Source organism: Microbacterium sp. JZ70 (genome assembly GCF_053903225.1).
On sequence record NZ_CP096405.1, the window covers coordinates 2,122,254 to 2,141,120 of the forward strand.

Annotated in this window: 20 protein-coding genes, 1 tRNA gene and 1 pseudogene; 15 read left to right on the forward strand and 7 right to left on the reverse strand. The window is 68.7% G+C overall.

Annotation, left to right across the window (positions count from 1 at the left end; translation table 11 throughout):
• Positions 1-1,254 carry an MFS transporter gene (locus M1D46_RS09650; RefSeq protein WP_456285423.1) on the forward strand — a complete coding sequence of 418 codons (1,254 nt, stop codon included), beginning with the start codon at positions 1-3 and terminating at the stop codon, positions 1,252-1,254.
• A gap of 42 nt (positions 1,255-1,296) precedes the next feature.
• Positions 1,297-2,805 carry a glutamate--tRNA ligase gene (gene gltX, locus M1D46_RS09655; protein WP_456285424.1) on the forward strand — a complete coding sequence of 503 codons (1,509 nt, stop codon included), beginning with the start codon at positions 1,297-1,299 and terminating at the stop codon, positions 2,803-2,805.
• 16 nt (positions 2,806-2,821) lie between these two features.
• On the opposite strand, the gene M1D46_RS09660 is transcribed toward gltX, so the two are convergent.
• Both M1D46_RS09660 and M1D46_RS09665 read right to left on the reverse strand, forming a co-directional pair.
• Complete coding sequence (locus M1D46_RS09660; RefSeq protein ID WP_456285425.1) at positions 2,822-3,604, reverse strand: alpha/beta hydrolase fold domain-containing protein; 783 nt, start codon at positions 3,602-3,604, stop codon at positions 2,822-2,824.
• Positions 3,588-4,124, reverse strand: a complete 537-nt coding sequence (locus M1D46_RS09665) for a quercetin 2,3-dioxygenase (RefSeq protein ID WP_456285426.1) — start codon at positions 4,122-4,124, stop codon at positions 3,588-3,590. Before M1D46_RS09665 ends, M1D46_RS09660 begins: the two co-directional genes overlap by 17 nt.
• Positions 4,125-4,235: 111 nt before the next feature.
• On the opposite strand from M1D46_RS09665, the gene M1D46_RS09670 reads away from it, so the two are divergent.
• The 3 genes from M1D46_RS09670 to M1D46_RS09680 all read left to right on the forward strand — a co-directional run bounded on the left by M1D46_RS09670 (position 4,236) and on the right by M1D46_RS09680 (position 6,118).
• Complete coding sequence (locus tag M1D46_RS09670; protein ID WP_421075710.1) at positions 4,236-5,114, forward strand: LysR family transcriptional regulator; 879 nt, start codon at positions 4,236-4,238, stop codon at positions 5,112-5,114.
• A gap of 89 nt (positions 5,115-5,203) precedes the next feature.
• Positions 5,204-5,278: transfer RNA gene (locus M1D46_RS09675), tRNA-Gln, on the forward strand.
• Between the two features lie 39 nt (positions 5,279-5,317).
• Positions 5,318-6,118, forward strand: coding sequence for a hypothetical protein (locus M1D46_RS09680; RefSeq protein ID WP_456285427.1), 801 nt, complete (start codon positions 5,318-5,320; stop codon positions 6,116-6,118).
• A gap of 18 nt (positions 6,119-6,136) precedes the next feature.
• On the opposite strand, the pseudogene M1D46_RS09685 reads toward M1D46_RS09680, so the two are convergent.
• Positions 6,137-6,472: pseudogene (locus M1D46_RS09685) on the reverse strand (recombinase family protein); the annotation flags it as partial.
• Positions 6,473-6,504: 32 nt separating this feature from the next.
• Here M1D46_RS09685 and M1D46_RS09690 point away from each other — a divergent pair.
• The 4 genes from M1D46_RS09690 (at position 6,505) to M1D46_RS09705 (ending at position 11,036) form a co-directional block, all read left to right on the forward strand.
• The gene (locus M1D46_RS09690; RefSeq protein WP_456285428.1) at positions 6,505-7,302 is read left to right on the forward strand and encodes a hypothetical protein; all 798 of its coding nucleotides are present in this window, start codon (positions 6,505-6,507) and stop codon (positions 7,300-7,302) included.
• Between the two features lie 64 nt (positions 7,303-7,366).
• Positions 7,367-8,401, forward strand: a complete 1,035-nt coding sequence (locus M1D46_RS09695; protein ID WP_456285429.1) for an ImmA/IrrE family metallo-endopeptidase — start codon at positions 7,367-7,369, stop codon at positions 8,399-8,401.
• Complete coding sequence (locus tag M1D46_RS09700) at positions 8,398-9,861, forward strand: hypothetical protein (RefSeq protein WP_456285430.1); 1,464 nt, start codon at positions 8,398-8,400, stop codon at positions 9,859-9,861. The genes M1D46_RS09695 and M1D46_RS09700 overlap by 4 nt, the downstream gene beginning before the upstream one ends.
• An 11-nt stretch (positions 9,862-9,872) precedes the next feature.
• Positions 9,873-11,036, forward strand: a complete 1,164-nt coding sequence (locus M1D46_RS09705) for a TIGR02391 family protein (RefSeq protein WP_456285431.1) — start codon at positions 9,873-9,875, stop codon at positions 11,034-11,036.
• 680 nt (positions 11,037-11,716) lie between these two features.
• Here the strand turns inward: M1D46_RS09705 and M1D46_RS09710 are convergent.
• Together M1D46_RS09710 and M1D46_RS09715 are read right to left on the reverse strand one after the other, a co-directional pair.
• Positions 11,717-12,475, reverse strand: coding sequence for a hypothetical protein (locus M1D46_RS09710; RefSeq protein ID WP_456285433.1), 759 nt, complete (start codon positions 12,473-12,475; stop codon positions 11,717-11,719).
• A 75-nt stretch (positions 12,476-12,550) separates the two neighbouring features.
• Entirely contained in the window at positions 12,551-12,874 is a 324-nt protein-coding gene (locus M1D46_RS09715) for a DUF6176 family protein (RefSeq protein ID WP_324011513.1), read from the reverse strand.
• 22 nt (positions 12,875-12,896) lie between these two features.
• On the opposite strand from M1D46_RS09715, the gene M1D46_RS09720 reads away from it, so the two are divergent.
• Both M1D46_RS09720 and M1D46_RS09725 read left to right on the forward strand, forming a co-directional pair.
• Positions 12,897-13,142 carry a hypothetical protein gene (locus tag M1D46_RS09720; RefSeq protein ID WP_456285434.1) on the forward strand — a complete coding sequence of 82 codons (246 nt, stop codon included), beginning with the start codon at positions 12,897-12,899 and terminating at the stop codon, positions 13,140-13,142.
• A 9-nt stretch (positions 13,143-13,151) separates the two neighbouring features.
• Positions 13,152-13,616, forward strand: coding sequence for an NUDIX domain-containing protein (locus M1D46_RS09725; protein ID WP_456285435.1), 465 nt, complete (start codon positions 13,152-13,154; stop codon positions 13,614-13,616).
• A 16-nt stretch (positions 13,617-13,632) separates the two neighbouring features.
• Here M1D46_RS09725 and M1D46_RS09730 read toward each other — a convergent pair whose 3' ends face one another.
• Together M1D46_RS09730 and M1D46_RS09735 are read right to left on the reverse strand one after the other, a co-directional pair.
• Positions 13,633-13,947, reverse strand: a complete 315-nt coding sequence (locus M1D46_RS09730) for a hypothetical protein (RefSeq protein ID WP_456285436.1) — start codon at positions 13,945-13,947, stop codon at positions 13,633-13,635.
• Between the two features lie 66 nt (positions 13,948-14,013).
• On the reverse strand, positions 14,014-14,205 hold the full coding sequence (locus M1D46_RS09735) for a DUF1918 domain-containing protein (protein WP_271171661.1): 192 nt from the start codon (positions 14,203-14,205) through the stop codon (positions 14,014-14,016).
• Positions 14,206-14,358: 153 nt separating this feature from the next.
• Between M1D46_RS09735 and M1D46_RS09740 the strand changes: the two genes are divergently transcribed.
• The 4 genes from M1D46_RS09740 (at position 14,359) to M1D46_RS09755 (ending at position 18,807) form a co-directional block, all read left to right on the forward strand.
• The gene (locus tag M1D46_RS09740) at positions 14,359-14,568 is read left to right on the forward strand and encodes a heavy-metal-associated domain-containing protein (RefSeq protein WP_456285437.1); all 210 of its coding nucleotides are present in this window, start codon (positions 14,359-14,361) and stop codon (positions 14,566-14,568) included.
• Entirely contained in the window at positions 14,568-15,566 is a 999-nt protein-coding gene (locus M1D46_RS09745) for a heavy-metal-associated domain-containing protein (protein ID WP_456285438.1), read from the forward strand. The genes M1D46_RS09740 and M1D46_RS09745 overlap by 1 nt, the downstream gene beginning before the upstream one ends.
• A complete protein-coding gene (locus M1D46_RS09750; protein WP_456285439.1) occupies positions 15,566-17,815 on the forward strand; it encodes a heavy metal translocating P-type ATPase in 2,250 nt (749 codons plus the stop codon). The genes M1D46_RS09745 and M1D46_RS09750 overlap by 1 nt, the downstream gene beginning before the upstream one ends.
• 83 nt (positions 17,816-17,898) lie before the next feature.
• Positions 17,899-18,807, forward strand: coding sequence for a DUF808 domain-containing protein (locus tag M1D46_RS09755; RefSeq protein ID WP_456285440.1), 909 nt, complete (start codon positions 17,899-17,901; stop codon positions 18,805-18,807).
• Positions 18,808-18,867 lie beyond the last annotated feature (60 nt).

Below are 18,867 nucleotides of genomic sequence, written 5' to 3' on the forward strand. Positions count from 1 at the left end.
ATGACCGCCGTCACGGCTCCCGAGGAGGTCGCGCGGATCCAGGGCCGCGTCGTCCGCGTGCTGGCGCTCGGCCAGGTCCTCGGCGGCGTCGCCTTCGGCGCCACCGTCTCGCTCGGGGCTCTCCTCGCCGCCGACATCTCCGGTCAGGAGTCCCTGTCGGGGTTCGCGACCGCGTCCGTCACCCTCGGGGCCGCGCTGTGCGCCATCCCGCTCGCTCGACTCGCCGCCGCGCGCGGCCGCCGCACGGCGCTGACCCTGGGCAACCTCTTCGCCCTCGTCGGCATCGCGATCGTCGTGACGGCGGCGGCCCTGCGCGTCTTCCCGCTCCTCCTCGCGGGGGTCGTGCTCATCGGCGCGGGCAACGCGGGCAATCTGCAGTCCCGGTTCGCGGCGACCGACCTCGCCGCGGGCGAGCGCCGCGGACGCGACCTCGGCACGGTCGTCTGGGCGACGACGGTCGGCGGCGTGCTCGGGCCGCTGCTGCTGACGCCGGGAGAGGCGCTCGGCCGGCTGGTCGGCATGCCGCCGCTCACCGGCGCGTACCTCTTTTCCATCGTCGCGCAGGCGGCCGCGCTCATCCTCTACCTCGTCGCACTGCGCCCTGATCCGCTTCTGCTCGCCCAGCGGATCTCGCGCGACGCCGCGGGAGGCGCGGCGCCGTCGGTCGACGCGGACCGCCCCCTCGCGGCGCGCTATGCGATGTTCGCCGTGGCCGCGTCGCATGTCGTGATGGCGTCGGTCATGGCGATGACGCCCGTGCACCTCCAGCATCTCGCGCACGCCGGGCACGGCGGGGCCGTGGGCGCGAACGAGGCCGTGACCCTCCTCGTCGGCACGACGATCGCGCTCCACGTCCTCGGCATGTACGGGCTGTCGCCCGTGTTCGGCTGGCTGGCCGACCGCTGGGGCCGCGTCGCCGTCGTCCTCCTGGGCCAGGGGGTCCTCGCGTGCGCGCTGCTGCTGGCGACCTTCGGGTCTGACGTGCAGGGCATCGTGATCGTCGCGCTGTTCCTGCTCGGGCTCGGCTGGAGCGCGGCCACGGTGGCGGGCGCGGCGCTCCTCACCGAGAGCACGCCGGTCGACCTCCGCCCGCGGCGGCAGGGGATCGGCGACACGCTGATGACCTCGTCCGCGGCGGTCGGCGCTGTTCTCGCCGGCGTCGTCCTCGGGCAGTGGGGCTACGGGGCGCTCGCGCTCGTCGCCCTCGTTCTCGTCGCGCTCACGACCGTGCTGTCGCCCCTCGCGCGGCGCTGAGCGCTCACGGGCCACCGGGCGTCGCGAACTAGACTGGACGGGATGTCTGCTCCCGATCCCCGCACCACGACCGCCACCGGCGCCGACGTGCGCGTGCGCTTCTGCCCGTCGCCCACCGGCCTCCCTCACGTCGGCCTCGTCCGCACGGCCCTGTTCAACTGGGCCTACGCCCGTCACCACGGCGGCAAGCTCGTCTTCCGCATCGAGGACACCGACGCGGCCCGCGACAGCGAGGAGAGCTACCAGCAGCTCCTCGACGCGCTGCGCTGGCTGCGCATCGACTGGGACGAGGGCGTCGAGACCGGCGGGCCGCACGCGCCGTACCGGCAGTCGCAGCGGCATGACATCTACCGCGAGGTGCTCGACAAGCTCATCGCCGCGGGGCTCGTCTACGAGAGCTTCTCGACCGCCGAGGAGATCGACGCCCGCAACGAGGCTGCCGGCCGCGCCAAGCAGCTCGGCTACGACAACCACGACCGCGACCTCACGGACGAGCAGAAGGCCGCCTTCCGCGCCGAGGGGCGCCAGCCCGCGCTGCGGCTGCGCGTTCCCGACGAGGACCTCACGTACGTCGACCTCATCCGCGGCGAGGTGACCTTCCCGGCCGGCTCGTTCCCCGACTTCGTCATCGTGCGCCCGAACGGCGTCCCGCTGTACACGTTCGTGAACCCCGTCGACGACGCGCTGATGGGGATCACCCACGTGCTGCGCGGCGAGGACCTCATGCCGTCGACGGCCCGTCAGCTCTCGCTCTACCGCGCGCTCATCGACGCGGGCGTCACGACCTTCATCCCGCGCTTCGGGCACATGCCGCTCGTCCTGGGCGACGGCACGAAGAAGCTCTCGAAGCGCGACCCCCGCGCCGACCTGTTCCTGCAGCGCGAGAAGGGCATGATCCCCGAGGGGCTGCTCAACTACCTCGCGCTGCTCGGCTGGTCCATCGGCCCCGACCGCGACGTGTTCTCGCTCGAGGAGTTCGTCGCCGCGTTCGACATCGAGGACGTCAACCCGAACCCCGCGCGCTTCGACCAGAAGAAGGCCGAGTCGATCAACGGCGACCACATCCGGATGCTCGCGCCCGACGACTTCGCCGAGCGGATCGTGCCGTATCTCGCGCAGGCGGGCCTCGTCGACGCGAACCCGACCGACGACCAGCGCGCGCTGCTCGCGAAGGCCGCACCGCTCATCCAGGAGCGCCTTCCGCTTCTCGGCGACGCCCCCGGCCTCCTCGGCTTCCTCTTCTCGGACGAGGTCGCGTACGACGACGATGCGCTCGCGGGGCTTCCCGAGAACGCGGGCGTCGTGCTCACGGCGTGCGTCGGGGCCCTCGAGGTCGTGCCGGAGGCGGAGTTCACGGCGCAGGGCATCCAGGACGCGCTGAGCGGCGCGCTCGTCGAGAATCTCGGACTCAAGCCGCGCGTGGCCTACGGCCCGCCGCGCGTCGCGATCACCGGGCGCCGGGTCTCGCCGCCGCTGTTCGAGTCGATGGAGCTGCTCGGCAAGGCCGAGTCGATCCGGCGCCTCAGCGCCCTCGTCCAGAAGCTCGGCTGAGCGGACGCGCGCCGCGTCACCCGGTGACGCGGCGCGCGAAGGCGAGCGCGGGGGACAGGACGTCGTCGGGGTCGTCGAGCCCCTGCCACAGGTGGCCCGCCCCCGGCACGAGCTGCAGCGTCGCATCGGCGCCCGCGGCCACGAGCGCGGCGTGCAGCGCCTCGCTCTGCGCGGCGGGCACGGCCGTGTCGGCGAGCCCGTGCGCGATGTGGAACGGCGGCGCGCCGGGCGCGACCTGACGCGCCGGGCTCGCAGCACGCGCGCGCTCGGGGAGGTCGGCCACGGCGCCGCCCAGCAGCGCCTCCTCGCGCGTCGGGCGCTCATCCGACGCCGCAGGTGCCGGGAACGAGACGAGGTCGCTCGGGCCGTACCAGTCCACGACCCCGCGCACCGCGCCATCCGAGAGCCCCGCGAGCGCCGCGAGGTGCGCGCCCGCCGACTCGCCCCACAGGACGATGCGCGTCGCGTCGACCGCGAGCGCGCCCTGGTGCTCGCGGAGCCATGCGAGCGCTGCCGCGACGTCGTCGAGCGGCGCGGGGAACACCGCCTCGCCGCTCAGACGGTAGTCGATCGAGGCGACGGCGAACCCGTCGGCGACGAGTCGAGGGAACCCGTGCTCGGGGGTGAACGTCGGGCACATGACCCGGCGGCTTCCGACGCGCCAGCCGCCGCCGTGCACGAACACGATCAGCGGGGCGCCGTCGGCCTCGGGCCGATGCAGGTCGAGGGAGAGCGGCCGGAACCCGGGGCGCGTCGCGTAGACGACGTCGCGCAGCGTCCGCTCAGTCGAAGAGCTCATAGCCCTCGACGAAGTTGACGTCGTGCTCGGCGCCCGCGGCCGCCATCCGCTCGAACGGCGGGATGTGGAAGCGGTCGGGCTCGGGGATCCCGGGGACGTCGGTGGGGGCGCCGACCGCGCGGAAGAAGTCGGTGAAGGGCGCGCTCGTGACGCCGAAGATCCTGCCCGTGCGCTCGATGCGATACGAGTGGACCGTGCCCTTCGGAACGAACCCGAAGCCGCCCGCCTCGAGGATGCGGGTCTCGCGGAAGCCGTTGCGGTCATCCATCCAGAGGCGGATGGCGCCCTCGAGCACGAAGAAGGTCTCGTGCGTGAGCGCGTGGTAGTGCGCGGGCACCGGACGCCCGGGCCGTCCCTCCGTCACGAACGCGTCGAACTGCCCCTCGTTCTGCGTTCCCGTCGTGAGGAGCGTGAAGAGCTGGTCGAACATGACGAGCTTGTCGCCCTGCACCTCGTCGAGGAAGTACGGGGCGGGCGCGCCGGGCAGGGCGCTCGGGATGGCGGGGGCGGTGTCGGACACGGACGACCTCCTTGTCGAGGGGGAAGGAACGGGTTCAGCCTCGCGCGGAGCCCGGGCGTGCGTCCACGTGGAAGAGGCGCACGCGCATTAGCCGCGGGCTAACATCGACCCATGAACGTGTCGGCGACGCAGCTGCGCTACTTCGTGACGGTCGCCGAGCACCTGCACTTCGGCCGTGCCGCGGCGGCCCTCCACATCTCGGGCCCCACGCTCAGTCAGCAGATCGCGCGCCTCGAGTCCGTGGTCGGCGCGCGGCTGTTCGACCGGACGCCGCGGTCCGTAGCGCTGACCGAGCGCGGTCGGGCGTTCCTCCCGCTCGCGGTGGAGGCGGATCGCGCGCATCGTGCGGTGGAGGCGTGGGCGTCGGAGTCGGCAGGGGGTGGCACGCTGCGCGTCGGCGTCGTCGCGGCTGGCGCGGGCCCGATCGTGAGCCGTGCGCTCGCCGAGCTCGTGGCAGCGGACGCCGACCTCGACGTCGAGCTCGTGCGCCTGGGCTTCTTCGCGGGGGCGCAGGCCCTGCGCGACGGCGTCGTCGACGTCGTGATCGCTCCACCGTCCGGCGCGAGGGAAGACGGGGTCTCGTCCGAGCAGATCGCGACCGAGCCGCGCGTGCTCGTGCTGCGCGACGACCATCCGCTCGCGGCACGCGACAGCGTGCGCATCGCGGAGACCGACGACCTCCCGTTCGTCGTGGTCGGAGCGGCAGAGGGGCCGGTGCGCTCGTGGTGGCTGGTCGACCCGCGGCCGAGCGGCGTGCGCCCGCGCGTCACCGCTGTCGCCGACGACGTCGAGGGTCTGCTGGAATTGTGCGCCGCGGGGATCGGCGTGAACATCGCGGCGGCGTCCGTCGCGACGCACTATCGGCGCCCGGGGATCGTGTGCGTGCCGATCGTCGACATCGATCCCGTGCCCATCCTCGCGAGCCGGCGGGCCACCTGCGTCTCGGCCTCGGTCGACGCGTTCCTCGAGGTCGCACGTCGCGTCGCGTGAGCGACACGCCATGGGGAACGCCCCGGTTTGGACGCCCTCGCCGGTTCGGGTAGAGTAGACCCTCGGTACGGCCCAGGCCGGAAACCTCTTGGGGTATGGTGTAATTGGCAACACGGCTGATTCTGGTTCAGTTGTTCTTGGTTCGAGTCCAGGTACCCCAGCCACACGGTTCTTACTCGAACCATGGTCAAATGAACTAGCTTTTGACTTCTCTGAACTCCCTGCCTTCGGGCGGGGAGTTCTTGCTTTCCGCTCTTCGAGCGCGCGCTGGCCCTGAAATTCGCGGATCTGGCGGTTGGCCTGATGCGCTCGCCAATGATCTGCACCTGATTGTCTTCGACCCGGACGATCAGGCGGCTGAAGTACGCGGTGATGAGGTCTCGACGTACCGTATCGGAGGCGCGCTGGTAGAGGCTACCGGGCTCGCGGAGAAGGTCGATGTACGCGAGTGCCGTGTCGGCACCGTACTGAAGGCGGTCGAGCGTGACATCGAGTTGTTCCTTGATTGCTTCCGTCTGGAGGGTCGTGCGCTCGATACGTTCGCGGATCTTCGCGATCGGAAGTGTGCCGGTTGCCGCGAGCTCGATGAGGCGTTCCTCCTGCGCCTCAAGCTTTCGCAGCTGCTTGGCGAGCTGTGCTTTGGCGTCGCGGTCGGACGCGAGGAGGTTGTTGATCGCGGCCTGCAGGTCTCCGCGGATGCTGTCGATGGTGTCGGGGTCAAGGCGTTCGCCGGCTACGACGGGCGTGATCTCGGCTTCGACCTGCTCGACGCGGAGCCAAGGGGTCCTGCACTCGCCGCGCTGCTTGGCGGCGCAGACGAGGTACTCGTAAGTGCCACCGTTGCCCGCGTTCTGGCTGTAAATCATGCGGCTGGTGCGCCCGGCATCGAGGCATTCCCCGCAGAAGATCACGCCCTTCAGGTAGTGGAAGTGGACGATGTCGCGGTCGCCCTTGCGGTTACGGTGATCAAGGACTTCTTGGACCTTCAGGAAGGTCTCCTTTGACACCAGCGGCTCGTGCCGGCCGACGTACAGTTGGCCCTTGTAGCGGATGACGCCGGTGTAGTACGGGTTGCGGAGGATCAGGGCGAGACGACTTCGGCTCACTAGCTGCGCGGGTCGCGATGGCGATGGACGGGTGGTGAGGCCGCGTTCTTCGAGCATGCGCGTCATCTGCAGGATTGAGTACCTGCCTGTGGCGTACTGCTCGAAGGCCCAGGCGACGAGCGGAGCGCGTTCGTAGTCGACGTCTATAAGCCGACCGGTGATCGCCCGGGCACCCTTCGCCGAGACCCCTTCGCGGAGTAGCTGGGTGGAAAACTTGCTCCGATTCGACACGCCGAGAGTGAAAAGGAGCACGTGATGTACTGACCTGCGTGTATCTTTGGCTCATGACCGCAGAAGATGACGCACTCTCCGCTCTCCAGGCTTCTGGACTTCTCGACGTCCTGAAGTGGAGCGCGCCAGTGGCGTTCGCGGCGACTGATCAGCTCTACGACGAGGATCAGGGCCACGATCAGGGTGTCGTCGGCTATCTCAACTTCAAGCACCTCCGGGATCTGCTCGACCGGGCCACGGCGAACGGCCGTTTCAAGCTCGCCGAGGACCTCGAGAGCCTCGGCGAGGATGTGCTGAAGCGGGGGATCACCCCGGAGGCCTTCGACTCGATGCCGACGCTCCCGGCGGACGCGGTAGCTCGCCGGGACTACAAGCAGTCTCCCGGCTGGGCGATCGACGGCTATCGTGTCCTGCTGCAGTCCTTCCCCTCCGGCAAGATCGACGAGATCAAGTGGGTCCAGCGCAGCGACGCGAAGAAGCGCGTCGCGGACCAGCTATTCGTCGGCGACAACACACTCTTCGACGACGAGGAGTTCGGCCTGGAGTCCATTCCCGGCATCCCAGACGACGACGACTTCGCGGGCGTGACGCTCATCGCGGCGCACGCCTTCAACCCCACGACGAAGCAGTTCGAGCTTTACATCGGCCAGAGCAAGAACCCGGACTATCCCGGGGACTCCTGCTGGCACTGGAAGAAGCTGCTGCTCTCCGGTGGCACCCCGATTGGCGGGACTGGTCTGCCGGTCGCACCGCACATGCCGAGCGGTGGCGCGTCGACGGACGTTGAGGATGTGCCGGTACGGATCAAGGGGACGGCTGCGGGCGAAGGGTCAGGCGCCGCGAATGGTTGAGGTGCGTCGGCCGTCCCAGACACTCGCCGCCGCAGCTTCGTTCTTTAACGGTGAGCGACTCACCATGGCCCGTCAGCTGAAGGGGCTCAAGAAGTCCCATCTGGCGGCCCGGATTGAGATGTCGCCGGCCTCGGTGACGGCATGGGAGAGCGGTGTCAAGCAACCCAACCGTGCGACGGTGGCGAAGCTGGCGCTTGCGCTTCAGGTCGAGCCGCAGTTCTTCGGGGGAGGAGCGCCACCGAAGACGAACAAGCCGCACTTCCGGTCCTTGCGCTCAACGCCGCAGATCGCGCAGGACGAGGCGGAAGCCTACGGCCGGTTCGTGGCTGAGATCTCCGGGATGCTCGAGAACGCAGTCGAGTTCCCGGAAGCCTTGCTGCCGGATCTTCCTGTTGACCCCGACGAGCGCTCGATGACGCCAGAGGATGCTGCGCGGCAAGCGCGCGAGTTCTTCGGGGTCGCACCCGGTCCCGTGCAGCACGTGGTGCGCCTTGCCGAGCGCAACGGTGTCGTCGTCGTGTTCAGCGAGCCAGGGGTGGCCTCGATTGACGCCTACTCCCTACACTCGGCGACGCGGCCGATCATCGTGCTAAACCCGGTGAAAGACGACTACTACCGGCAGCGCTTCGATGCTGCTCACGAGCTCGGCCACTTGATCATGCACCACGACGCCGAGCCTGGTGGCAAGGTCGCGGAGGAACAGGCAAACCGGTTCGCATCCGAGTTCTTGATGCCAGCCGAGGAGATTGCGCCTTCCTTGCCTGCGTCCACCGCGGGTAAGGCTTGGGCGCATCTCGCCGAGTTGAAGGAGTACTGGGGGGTCAGCTTCGCCGCGCTTCTTTATCGCGCGCGGGCGCTTGGCATTATGAGTGACGTTTCGTATCGCAACGCGGTTATCCGCATGTCGCAGAACGGCTGGCGCCGGTCGGAGCCGGGGCGGATCTCATCGCTTGAGATGCCGTCGATGTTGCCTCGCGCCCGCGAGGTGCTGCGCGAAGCGGGCATTGACGAGGAGTCCTTTCTCGCTGGCTCGGGGCTGCCGGTCGGGCTGTATGGGATCGCGGCGTCGCGAGTGCCGGTCGCGGGAGTTAGGTCGTGAGGTTCACGGAAGCGTTCGGCATTACGCGCGTTTCGGAGGACGACTGGTTCGACCCGCATCTGACGGTGGACACGAAGCTGTTCATCGACCCGCTTCTCCTCCTTGAGGCGGGCGGTATCTGGTCTGCGGCACACGACGAGCTGATCGCGCATTTCGTGCACTGCTACGGCCTCGTCGCGAAGGCAACGAGCTCCAAGTCGGTGTCCGCACAAGCCGCGCGCAGACTGCTCACGTTTCCTGAACCGTTCGAGTTGGGGCTGGGCTACACCGCTGTCGGAACCCGAGGCTCTGGGGCCGGAGATCGGTTCGCTGCGCGGATGGCGGACGGCATAGCGGTTGCCATCGCCGCGGGACTCACCCAACCAGAGCACATCGAAGAGATTGGCATCCTGAACGAAGGTATCGGTGCTGATCGAATCTCTGATGCGACTGCCAACGTCATCAAGGGGCGCCTGATCGCGTACACGCAGGAAGTCGCACGCCGACATGATGTTCCTCTGGAGATGCAGAAGGTCCGGCATGCCCGAGTCTCGCTCGATGCCGCCCGGTGGCACGACGAGGAGGTGGAACTGCCGACGAACCCCGCGACCGGAAGGCCAATCATCCTGGTGCCCGAGTACATCCTCGGTGGACTCCCAACGCTGAACGCTGAAGACTGGTTCGATTCGCACTTCAACGACGACATCCGTCTCTCGCTCAACCTCAAGGTCGGGCAGGCCGTATCGAAGTCGAGCATCGTGGCGTTCGCCCGCCAGAGACCAGAACGCGTTCGTGAGTGGGCTCGTACCCAGACCAGCCGGGAAGATCTGATGAGTTACGACTTCGGCGGTGACCCACTCGGTGTCGTCCAGTGGGACCGCGAGCCTGCGCGTTTCGCCGCCGAGCATCCCTTGCAGACGCGCGTCGTAGCGACCACGAAGGACCTCGTAGAGCTTGTGGCGGAGGTCGTTGACCAATTCCGACACTTCATTGAGGAACAGCGCGGATGGAGCCTGCTCTGGAACGACGATGGGTCGGAGAAGCCCGAAGAAGCGATCCAGCTATTGCTCCTCGGCCTCGCGCAGCCCTACCTCCGTCAGTTCAATGTCGAGCTCGATCGGGAGGTGGAGCTCGGCCGCGGCCCGGTCGATTTCAAGGCGTCATCTGGGACGTCGGTGCGCCTGCTCATTGAGGTCAAGAAGCTCCACAACGGCAAGTTCTGGAACGGGCTTCGGCGTCAGCTCCCGAGTTACATGCACTCCGACGGAGCAAGCGAGGGCTGGCTCATCGCCGTCCAATACCGCAGCAACCGTGCTGCAGTATTGCGCCTCAAAGCACTTCCCGCCGAAGTCGCCGCGGTGGCTGACGCTACAAGCACATCGCTGCACTACTCAGCGGTCGACGCGCGTCGACCGCTGTCCGCCTCGAAGATAGAGGACGTCCAACCGGGCGAAGCGCCGGAGAAGAAGGCTTCGGAGTGAGCGGCCTTAGCGTGTCGGACAAGGTCGTGCTAGAGGCAGTCTTCGGTATGTCCGGCGGGTATGTGCTCGACTTCAGCAACGAGTCGTTCGGCGCGTTCTTCGACGATCTCGGGATTGACGTTTACGACGCCGAGCGATTCCCAGGGTTTGGTGATTCGAAGGCGAATCGCCTCCGGGCGCTCTGGCGCAGCGGCACCGAGGACGAGGTTGCCAGGTCGCTCCAAGCCCTCGTCGAGTACATCGAAGCGAAGCGCCTCACCGGGTTTCTGAGCTACGAGGTCAACGACGAGAGCATGGACCGGGTGCGCGCTATCGCCGGACGTCTGGCAGAGTCCGCGAAGCGTCCTGCGGATATGCCGCCGTCGAGCGTGAGCTTCACTACGGAAGCGACGGTCACCAACAACAAGATCCAGATCGAGATCCACGAGGACATCTACGCCCATATCAACCGATACCTCGAGACGGAGGACTACTTCCACGCAGTCGAGGAGTCATACAAAGTTGTGCGGGAAGCGCTGCGCGAGAAGACAGGGAGTGAGAAGGCGACGGATGCTTTCAAGCCCGACAACTTCCCGGCTCTCTTCGGCCACGAACCATCGGGGCAGGCAGAGAAGGACTTTTTCGATGGTGTGAAGTACCTAAATATGGTGATCCAGTTCCTCCGGAACGAGAAGTCGCACACGCTCGCGACCTCTATGGAACGGAACCTCGCCCTTCACTACATCTCGCTAGCGAGCCTGTCCTACGACCTGATTACGCGCTATGTCAGCGAGGAGCTGATCACGCAGGTCGAGGAGTTGATCACCGCCGAGCGGCGTTCATATTCTGCGACTCGGTTCTACCGGGTGTTCGAGGCTGGGCGGTGGCTTAGCAGCGTCACCTTGCCGAACGAACTATCTTCGGCGTCGGTTCGCAGGGTGCTGAAGGACAAGTGGCTCAGTGAAGCCGATTTCACACGGAGCTTCGACCACAGCAATATCGTGTTGATGCGCCTGGAGGTCGTGGCTGATGTGCTGAGCAAAGTCGATATCGATGCCCTGCTCGACTTGCCGACTGTCGACGGCAACGGTTACAGCCAGGAGGCTGGCACCACCATTTTCCTCGAGTTCATGAAGCAGCGGTATCCCGAGACAATCTCTGCGAAGGCCGAGGCTCGTATCGCTGCAGATCAGTAGTCCGCGGGCCCGTGGGCGTGTCCATGGACCCTACATTATGGTCGTCGGTGCGTTCGGACGTTTCTCGGGGGCTGTTGGCCATGTCGTGCCCGCAACTCCCCAATCGTGGGCTCGCTTCCTTCTCTCTCCCAGCCACTACGCTTATCGGCGTCTCGACGCGCTCGCGCGTGTCTCGGCGTTAGTTCGATGAAGCGTTCGGTACACGGCGCCGTGCGACAGCCCATACTTCTTCTCTAATTCGGCCATCGTGGCGCCGCCCTCGTACTCCTGCGCCATCGCCGCTGCTGCTTCGTCACTCACCTTCCGCTTCGAGATTTCGACACCCTTCTCGCGCAGCATCCGCGTGAGCGCCGAGTTGGCCACGCTGAGCTCGCGAGCGAGTGACCGCACGCTCTCGCCCGCTTGCACCCGTCGGACGAGTTCCTCGACTTTGGCGGTGCCGAGCCGCTTTGACAACTCATGACTTCGATAGGTTTTCTGCTCACTCAAACCCTCGCTGCGGTCGCCCGGAACCGCCAGTTTCCGCAGCTCATCAGGGGTGAAACCGATTATGCAATGGTTCGAGCAGACGTCGAGTAGGTCAGCTCTGAAGAACCCCCGCTCCGGCGGGGGTTTTCTCGTACGCGGCGGCGTCGATCTGAGCCGCAGGCCACGCAGGAACTCACTCCCTCGCGCCCCGCTCAGACCACGGGGAAGCCGTCCGGCTCTCCCACGCATCCGCCGAGCCAGGACGACATCGCGTAGTCGCATCCGACGTCGGTCGCGGCCACAGGCGTCCAGACCGTGTAGACGAGATAGGAGCTTGCGGTCAGCGGCTCATCGACGTCGACGGTCGTGTGCGCCGTGCGCGGCCCGCCAGGAGCGGCGAGTATGCACCGATCCGGCTCATCCTCGGGCGGTGTGCCGTCTGGGTCAATCCACCACAAGTCCGGGGTGTACGCGTCGGGGCCCACGGCACCGGCGTCAGGGGTGAGGGCGTCGAAGATGAGCTCGCTGCACGTCGGGTCGCCCGCGGTGTGGCCTCCGAGCCATGCGGCGACGGATGCGCCGTCTGTGAGCTCATCCGGCACAGGGTAGAGCTCGATGCTCCGCAGCGTGCACTGCTGCGAATAGAACATCACGATGTCCTGTTCGCCATCGCCGTCGCTGTATCGCGGTGCGAGCGAGCAGGCCACCTCGGTCCAGGAGCGCACGGGAGCGCCGAGCTGTTCGAGCGGGGCACGGAACTCTTCCCGCTTCGCGAGCAGCGTGTCGCGCTCGGCGGGAAGGCTGTCGACGAGTTGGTGGGCGTTATTCGTGTGGATGATCCGCAGAATCGGCCCCGGAGCGAAGGCGACGAGCCCGACGAGGATCAGGACGAGGAGGGTTCCCGTGAGTCGGCGACGCCGCGGCGACCACGGCTCCGTCTCCGGCGTGTCTGGTTCCGTCGGCTCCTCCATGCGCTTCACGATATCGAGGCGCTCCGCCGGCGGGCTCGGACGTGTCACGAGTGTCCATGCGCGGAGTTCGGTGGGCTACGGCAGACGCAGGTCGAGGACGACTTCGAAGGGCGGTCTCCCGCCGACCGCAGACCGCATGACCTCGCGATGCTCCGCATCGATGGCGTGCTCCGACCGCTCGGCGACCGCCTTGGCGCGGTCGGCGTCCTCGCTTTCCATCGCGTAGACGAGAAGGGGCCCGTCCGACGTGTCCAGGATCACGGCCTTCTCATGGGTGATGCCTTCGGCGGCGAGTGTCGCCAGCGCCTCTGCACGACGGGGGCCGTCGACCTCTCGGAGCCAGTCCGCGAGACGCTCCCGCTGACCGGGCTCGATCTGGCGGATGACGAGGGAGATCATCTAGGCATCGTACGGTGGAGCGATGAGCACCGTGATCGAGGTCGAGGGAGAGACGTTCCAAGTCGACACGCGAGAGCAGCCGGGCGGACAGCGCTGCGTTGATTTCAGGTGGCTCACTGGGCCTGCCGACGGCACCTATGGCTTCACGGTGTCCGGCTTGCCGCTGGATCGGATCGAGGAGGAGGCCGCCCGCTTCGTGCGTGCGTTCTTCGCGGAAGACGGCATCGGACCCGCCGACTTCCCGGACTTCGTCGCCAGTCGTGCCTAGACTCCGTGCATGCCGATGTCGGACTACGTCGCCTCGATCCGCTCCCGCATCGGGAACGATCTCCTGCTGCTTCCCGGCGTCACAGCGGTGATCCGCGACGATGACCGCTTCCTGCTGGCGCGGCATCGTCACTCTGGGCTCTGGAGCCTGATCGGCGGCGGTGTCGAGCCGGGGGAGGAGCCGGTTGCGGCGCTGCTGCGCGAGGTCCTCGAGGAGACCGCTGCGCGAGTCCGCGTCCGCGGCATCGTCGGCGTCTACGGCGGCGAGCCCATGATGGTCACCTATCCGAACGGCGACCAGGTCGGCTATGTGACGACCGCGTTCGACTGCGAGCTGCTCTCCGCGGCGACCCCCGACCTCGAGGAGCTCCTCGAGCTGGGGTGGTTCCCGCGGGACGCGATCCCATCGCTCCCGCGTCGCGACTGGATCGACCGCGTCATCGCGGACGCGCCCGGCGGCTCCTCTTCCTCCTGAGGCGGTCTCCGCCCGGTCAGGCGCCGAGCCGGTCGTCGAGCTGCGGCACGGGTCCCGTGCGCGATTCAGGCACGATCTCCGCCGTCGCGACGGGTAGTGCGCTGACCCGTGCGGACGCACCCGGCGCTCCTCGCCTGCGGGCACGCCGCTCGCGTGCCTCCGGCGAGAAGAGCAGGGCGATGAACCCCGAAAGGGCCAGGGCGAGCAGGCTGAGCGTCATCGCGCCGGCCTGTCCCGGGGCGAGCCGACCCAGCGCGCCGAGGAACGCGATCGAGATGAGCCCGGCGGCGAGCGTGCCGACGACGATCAGCGCCCACCCCTCCGGTTTCATGCCTCCATTCTGTGGCTGCCCGGGCACAACAGCCCGCATTGAACCCGGGTCGCGCGTGACGGTGCGTCAGGCTCCGTCGCGCGCGACGATGTGCGCGTCGGCTCCCGGGAAGACAAGCCCCTCGTGCCCGTCCTTCCAGCGCACGAGGAACGGCGGGCCGCCGTCCGGTCCGCGCACCTCCAGGACCTCCGCCTCGCGGCGCGGCTCGCTGTCTGTGTGGCCCTCCACGACGAGGCGATCGCCGGGCTTCACCTGCATCGTCCTCACCTCCGGTTCCGCCGAAGCCGACGTGTCTTCCAGCGTGCTCCGCCGAGGCCATGTCGGCAAGAGGGGGCACGTTGCGGGAATACCCCCGGGGGGTATACGGTTGGCGCAGGTGACACCCTTCCGAACCTGACGAGAGGACCGAAGATGACGGAGATCGAATACCGCGTGACGGGCATGACCTGCGGGCACTGCGAGACGTCGGTGCGCGAGGAGGTCGGCGAGGTGCCGGGCGTCGAGGGCATCGACGTGAGCGCGCAGACGGGCCGCCTCGTCGTGAGCGGCACGGCCGAGATCGACGACGCGAAGATCCTCGCGGCCGTCGAGGAGGCCGGCTACTCGGCGGAGCGCGTCTGATGAACGCGGGGGCGCGGCTCGCTCTGTACGGCGCCGGACTGGTGGCGGCGTTCGGCGCGGCCTTCGGGGTCGCGGCGGCCGTCGCCCCCGACGCGGTCGTCACCGCATGGAACGAGGAGGACAAGGTGGATGGTCACGGAGGCGGTCACACGACCGCGCCGACGGATGGCACGGCATCGGATGGTGCGCAGAGCGAGAGCGCGCACGGCGCGCCTGGCGATGGCGCGCACGGCGCGCACGCCCCGCAGGGCGTCTCGCTCAGCGCCGACGACTACACGCTCACCGCGGTCGGCGCTCCGAGCGGGGTGGGGGAGCAGGGGGAGCTGAGCTTCCAGATCCTCGACAGCGCGGGCGAGCCGCTCACGTCGTACGCGCACGAGCACGAGAAGGAGCTGCATCTCATCGTGGTGCGCTCCGATGGCGCGCACTTCCGCCACGTCCATCCCGAGCTCGACGCGCACACCGGAATCTGGAGCATCCCGTGGTCGTGGGACGCGGCCGGCACGTACCGCGTGTACGCCGACTTCACACCGGCAGGCGACGGCGCGCAGGGGCTCACCCTCGCGCGCTCGGTCGAGGTCGCGGGCGACTACACCCCCGTCAGCGCCGAGCCGTCGCGCGTGGACGAGGTGGCCGGGTACACCGTCGAGCTCGCGGGCGACCTCGCTCCGGGGGCCGCACAGGAGCTCACGCTCTCGATCACCCGCGACGGCGAGCCGGTCACCGCGCTCGAGCCGTATCTCGGGGCATTCGGGCACCTCGTCGCGCTGCGTCAGGGCGACCTCGCGTATCTCCATGTGCATCCCGAGGGGGCGGAGCCCGGCGCGGACGACCTCGGCGGTCCGGAGATCGCGTTCGCGGCGGAGGCGCCGACCGCCGGGCGCTACCTGCTCTACCTGGACTTCCAGGTCGGCGGGCAGGTCCACACCGCGGAGTTCGTGCTCGACGCCGGCGCGGCCGCACCCGGGCACGGGCATGCGCATTCGGGAGGCCACTGATGAGCACGTCCGTCGGGGGCGCCGACATCGAGCTCGAGATCGGAGGCATGACCTGCGCGTCGTGCGCGAACCGGATCGAGCGGAAGCTCAACAAGCTCGAGGGCGTGTCGGCGACCGTGAACTACGCGACCGAGAAGGCGCGCGTCACCGTGCCCGAGGGGTACGACCCGGCGCTGCTCGTCGCCGAGGTGGAGAAGACCGGGTACACGGCCGCCCTTCCGAAGCCGCCCGTCGACGAGCCGTCGGATGACGGCGAGCCGGATGATCCGGAGCTGCGCTCGCTGCGGCAGCGGCTGATCGGGTCGGTCGTGCTCACGCTCCCCGTCATCGCGATGTCGATGATCCCCGCGCTGCAGTTCCCGTACTGGCAGTGGGCGTCGCTCGCCCTTGCCGCACCCGTCATCGTGTGGGCCGCGTGGCCGTTCCACCGCGCCGCGTGGCTCAACCTGCGGCACGGGGCGGCGACCATGGACACGCTCATCTCGATGGGCACCTCGGCGGCATTCCTGTGGTCGCTCTACGCGCTCTTCCTGGGCACAGCGGGCGAGCCGGGCATGACGCATGCCTTCGAGCTCTCCATCGCGCCCTCGGACGGCGCGGCGAACATCTACCTCGAGGTCGGCGCGGGCGTGACGATGTTCATCCTCGCGGGCCGCTACTTCGAGAAGCGCTCGAAGCGCCAGGCCGGCGCCGCTCTGCGGGCGCTCCTCGAGCTCGGCGCCAAGGAGGTCTCGGTGCTGCGCGACGGCGTCGAGACCCGGATCCCCGCGTCGCAGCTCGCCGTCGGCGACGAGTTCGTCGTCCGCCCGGGGGAGAAGATCGCGACCGACGGCGTCGTGGTCTCCGGCACCTCGGCGGTCGACGCCTCGATGCTCACGGGCGAGTCCGTGCCGGTCGAGGTCGGCGAGGGCGACGCGGTGACGGGCGCGACGGTCAACGAGGGCGGGCGGCTCGTCGTGCGCGCGACGCGCGTCGGGGCGGACACGCAGCTCGCCCAGATGGCGCGGATGGTCGAGGACGCCCAGAGCGGGAAGGCCGAGGTCCAGCGGCTCGCGGACCGCATCTCGGGGGTCTTCGTGCCGATCGTCATCGCGATCGCGGTGGTCGCGCTCGGCGCGTGGCTCGGCGCGGGCTTCCCGGCGTCGGCGGCCTTCACGGCAGCCGTGGCGGTCCTCGTGATCGCCTGCCCGTGCGCGCTGGGACTCGCCACGCCGACGGCGCTTCTCGTCGGAACCGGCCGCGGAGCGCAGATGGGCATCCTCATCAAGGGGCCCGAGGTGCTCGAGTCGACGCGCCGGGTCGACACGGTCGTGCTCGACAAGACGGGCACGGTGACCAGCGGACGCATGACGCTCGTCGACGTCGTGACCGAGCCGGGCGTCGAGCGGGCCGACGTCCTGCGGCTCGCAGGCGCGCTCGAGAGCGCATCTGAGCACCCGATCGCCCAGGCGATCGCACGCGCGGCGACGGCGGAGCTCGGCGCCCTGCCCGTCGTGGAGGGGTTCCAGAACCTCGAGGGAAGGGGCGTCCAGGGGGTCGTCGACGGCGCGGCCGTCGTGGTCGGCCGGGCGTCTCTCCTGTCCGACTGGGCTCTGCACCTCTCCGCCGACGTCGCGGACGCGCAGCGGCGCGAGGAGGCGGATGGCCGCACCGTCGTCGCGGTCGGATGGGACGGACGCGCACGAGGACTCCTCGTCGTCGCCGACACCGTCAAGCCGACCAGCGCCCAGGCGGTCGCCGAGCTGAAGGAGCTGGGTCTCACCCCCGTCCTTCTGACCGGCGACAACCGCGCGGTGGCCGAGCGGATCGCCGCCGAGGTCGGCATCGAGGTCGTCCACGCCGAGGTCCTGCCGCAGGACAAGGTCGAGGTCGTCGCGCGACTGCAGCGCGAGGGCCGCGTCGTCGCGATGGTGGGCGACGGCGTGAACGACGCCCCCGCACTCGCTCAGGCCGATCTCGGGCTCGCGATGGGCACGGGGACCGACGTGGCCATCGAGGCGTCCGACATTACGCTCGTCCGGGGCGACCTGCGAGCCGCGGTCGACGCCATCCGCCTCTCCCGGCGCACGCTCTCGACGATCAAGTCCAACCTGTTCTGGGCGTTCGCGTACAACGTCGCGGCCATCCCGATCGCCGCGCTCGGCATGCTGAACCCCATGCTCGCGGGCGCCGCGATGGCCTTCTCGAGCGTGTTCGTCGTCGGCAACAGCCTGCGCCTGCGCGGCTTCCGCGGCGTCGCGCAGCGGTGACGCGGCGCTGCCCGGCGGGGAGGGCCATCCCCGTCGGGTAGCGTTGCGTTGCCCGTCTCGTGCTCGGACCCGTGGGAGAACACATGTCTGTCGGCCTGCTCGCCGTCGTGGACGACATCCTGACCGCCGCTGTGAAGGCCTCGTCGAAGGCCGCCGGCGTGGTCATCGACGATGCCGCCGTGACTCCGCAGTACGTGCAGGGCATCACGCCCGCGCGCGAGCTGCCGGTCGTGGGCCGCATCGCGCTCGGCTCGCTCGCGAACAAGTTCCTCATCATCATCCCCGTGGCGATGCTGCTCACGACCTTCGCGCCGTGGGTGCTCCCGTTCCTGCTCATCCTGGGCGGTTCGTACCTCTGCTTCGAGGGCGCCGAGAAGGTGCTCGAGTGGTTCGGGTTCGGGCACGGCCATGCGGACGAGGGCGCGCGCGATGAGAAGCGCCTCGTGTGGGGCGCGATCCGCACCGACCTCATCCTCTCGACCGAGATCATGCTCATCTCGCTCGCGAGCCTCGATGCGGGAATGGGGTTCTGGCAGACCCTCGCGGTGCTCGCCGTGATCGCGCTGCTCATGACGCTGCTCGTCTACGGGGCGGTCGCGCTGCTCGTGAAGATCGACGACATCGGGATGCGGATGGCCGAGAGCCCGGTCGGCGGCGTGCGGCTCACGGGCGCCCGCATCGTGACGTCCATGCCCGCGGTGTTCCGCGTCATCAGCGTGATCGGCACGGTCGCGATGCTGTGGGTCGGCGGTCACCTCGTGATCGTGAACCTCGGCGAGGTCGGCCTGCACGTCTTCGCGGATGCGCTCCATGCGGTCGAGCACGCGCTCGAGCCGCTCGGCGGCGTGGTGGTCTGGGTCGTCGACACGGCGATCTCCGCGGTGTTCGGCTTCCTCGAGGGGCTCGTCATCGTGGGGGTCGTGCTCCTCATCGCGCGCCTGTTCGGCCGCCGTCCGACCTTCGACGAGGCGCACTCCACCTCCTCGCACTGAGCGCGGCCGCCCGAGGTCTGCGCTCGGGCCGATTTTGCATTGAGAATGATTATCACTAAC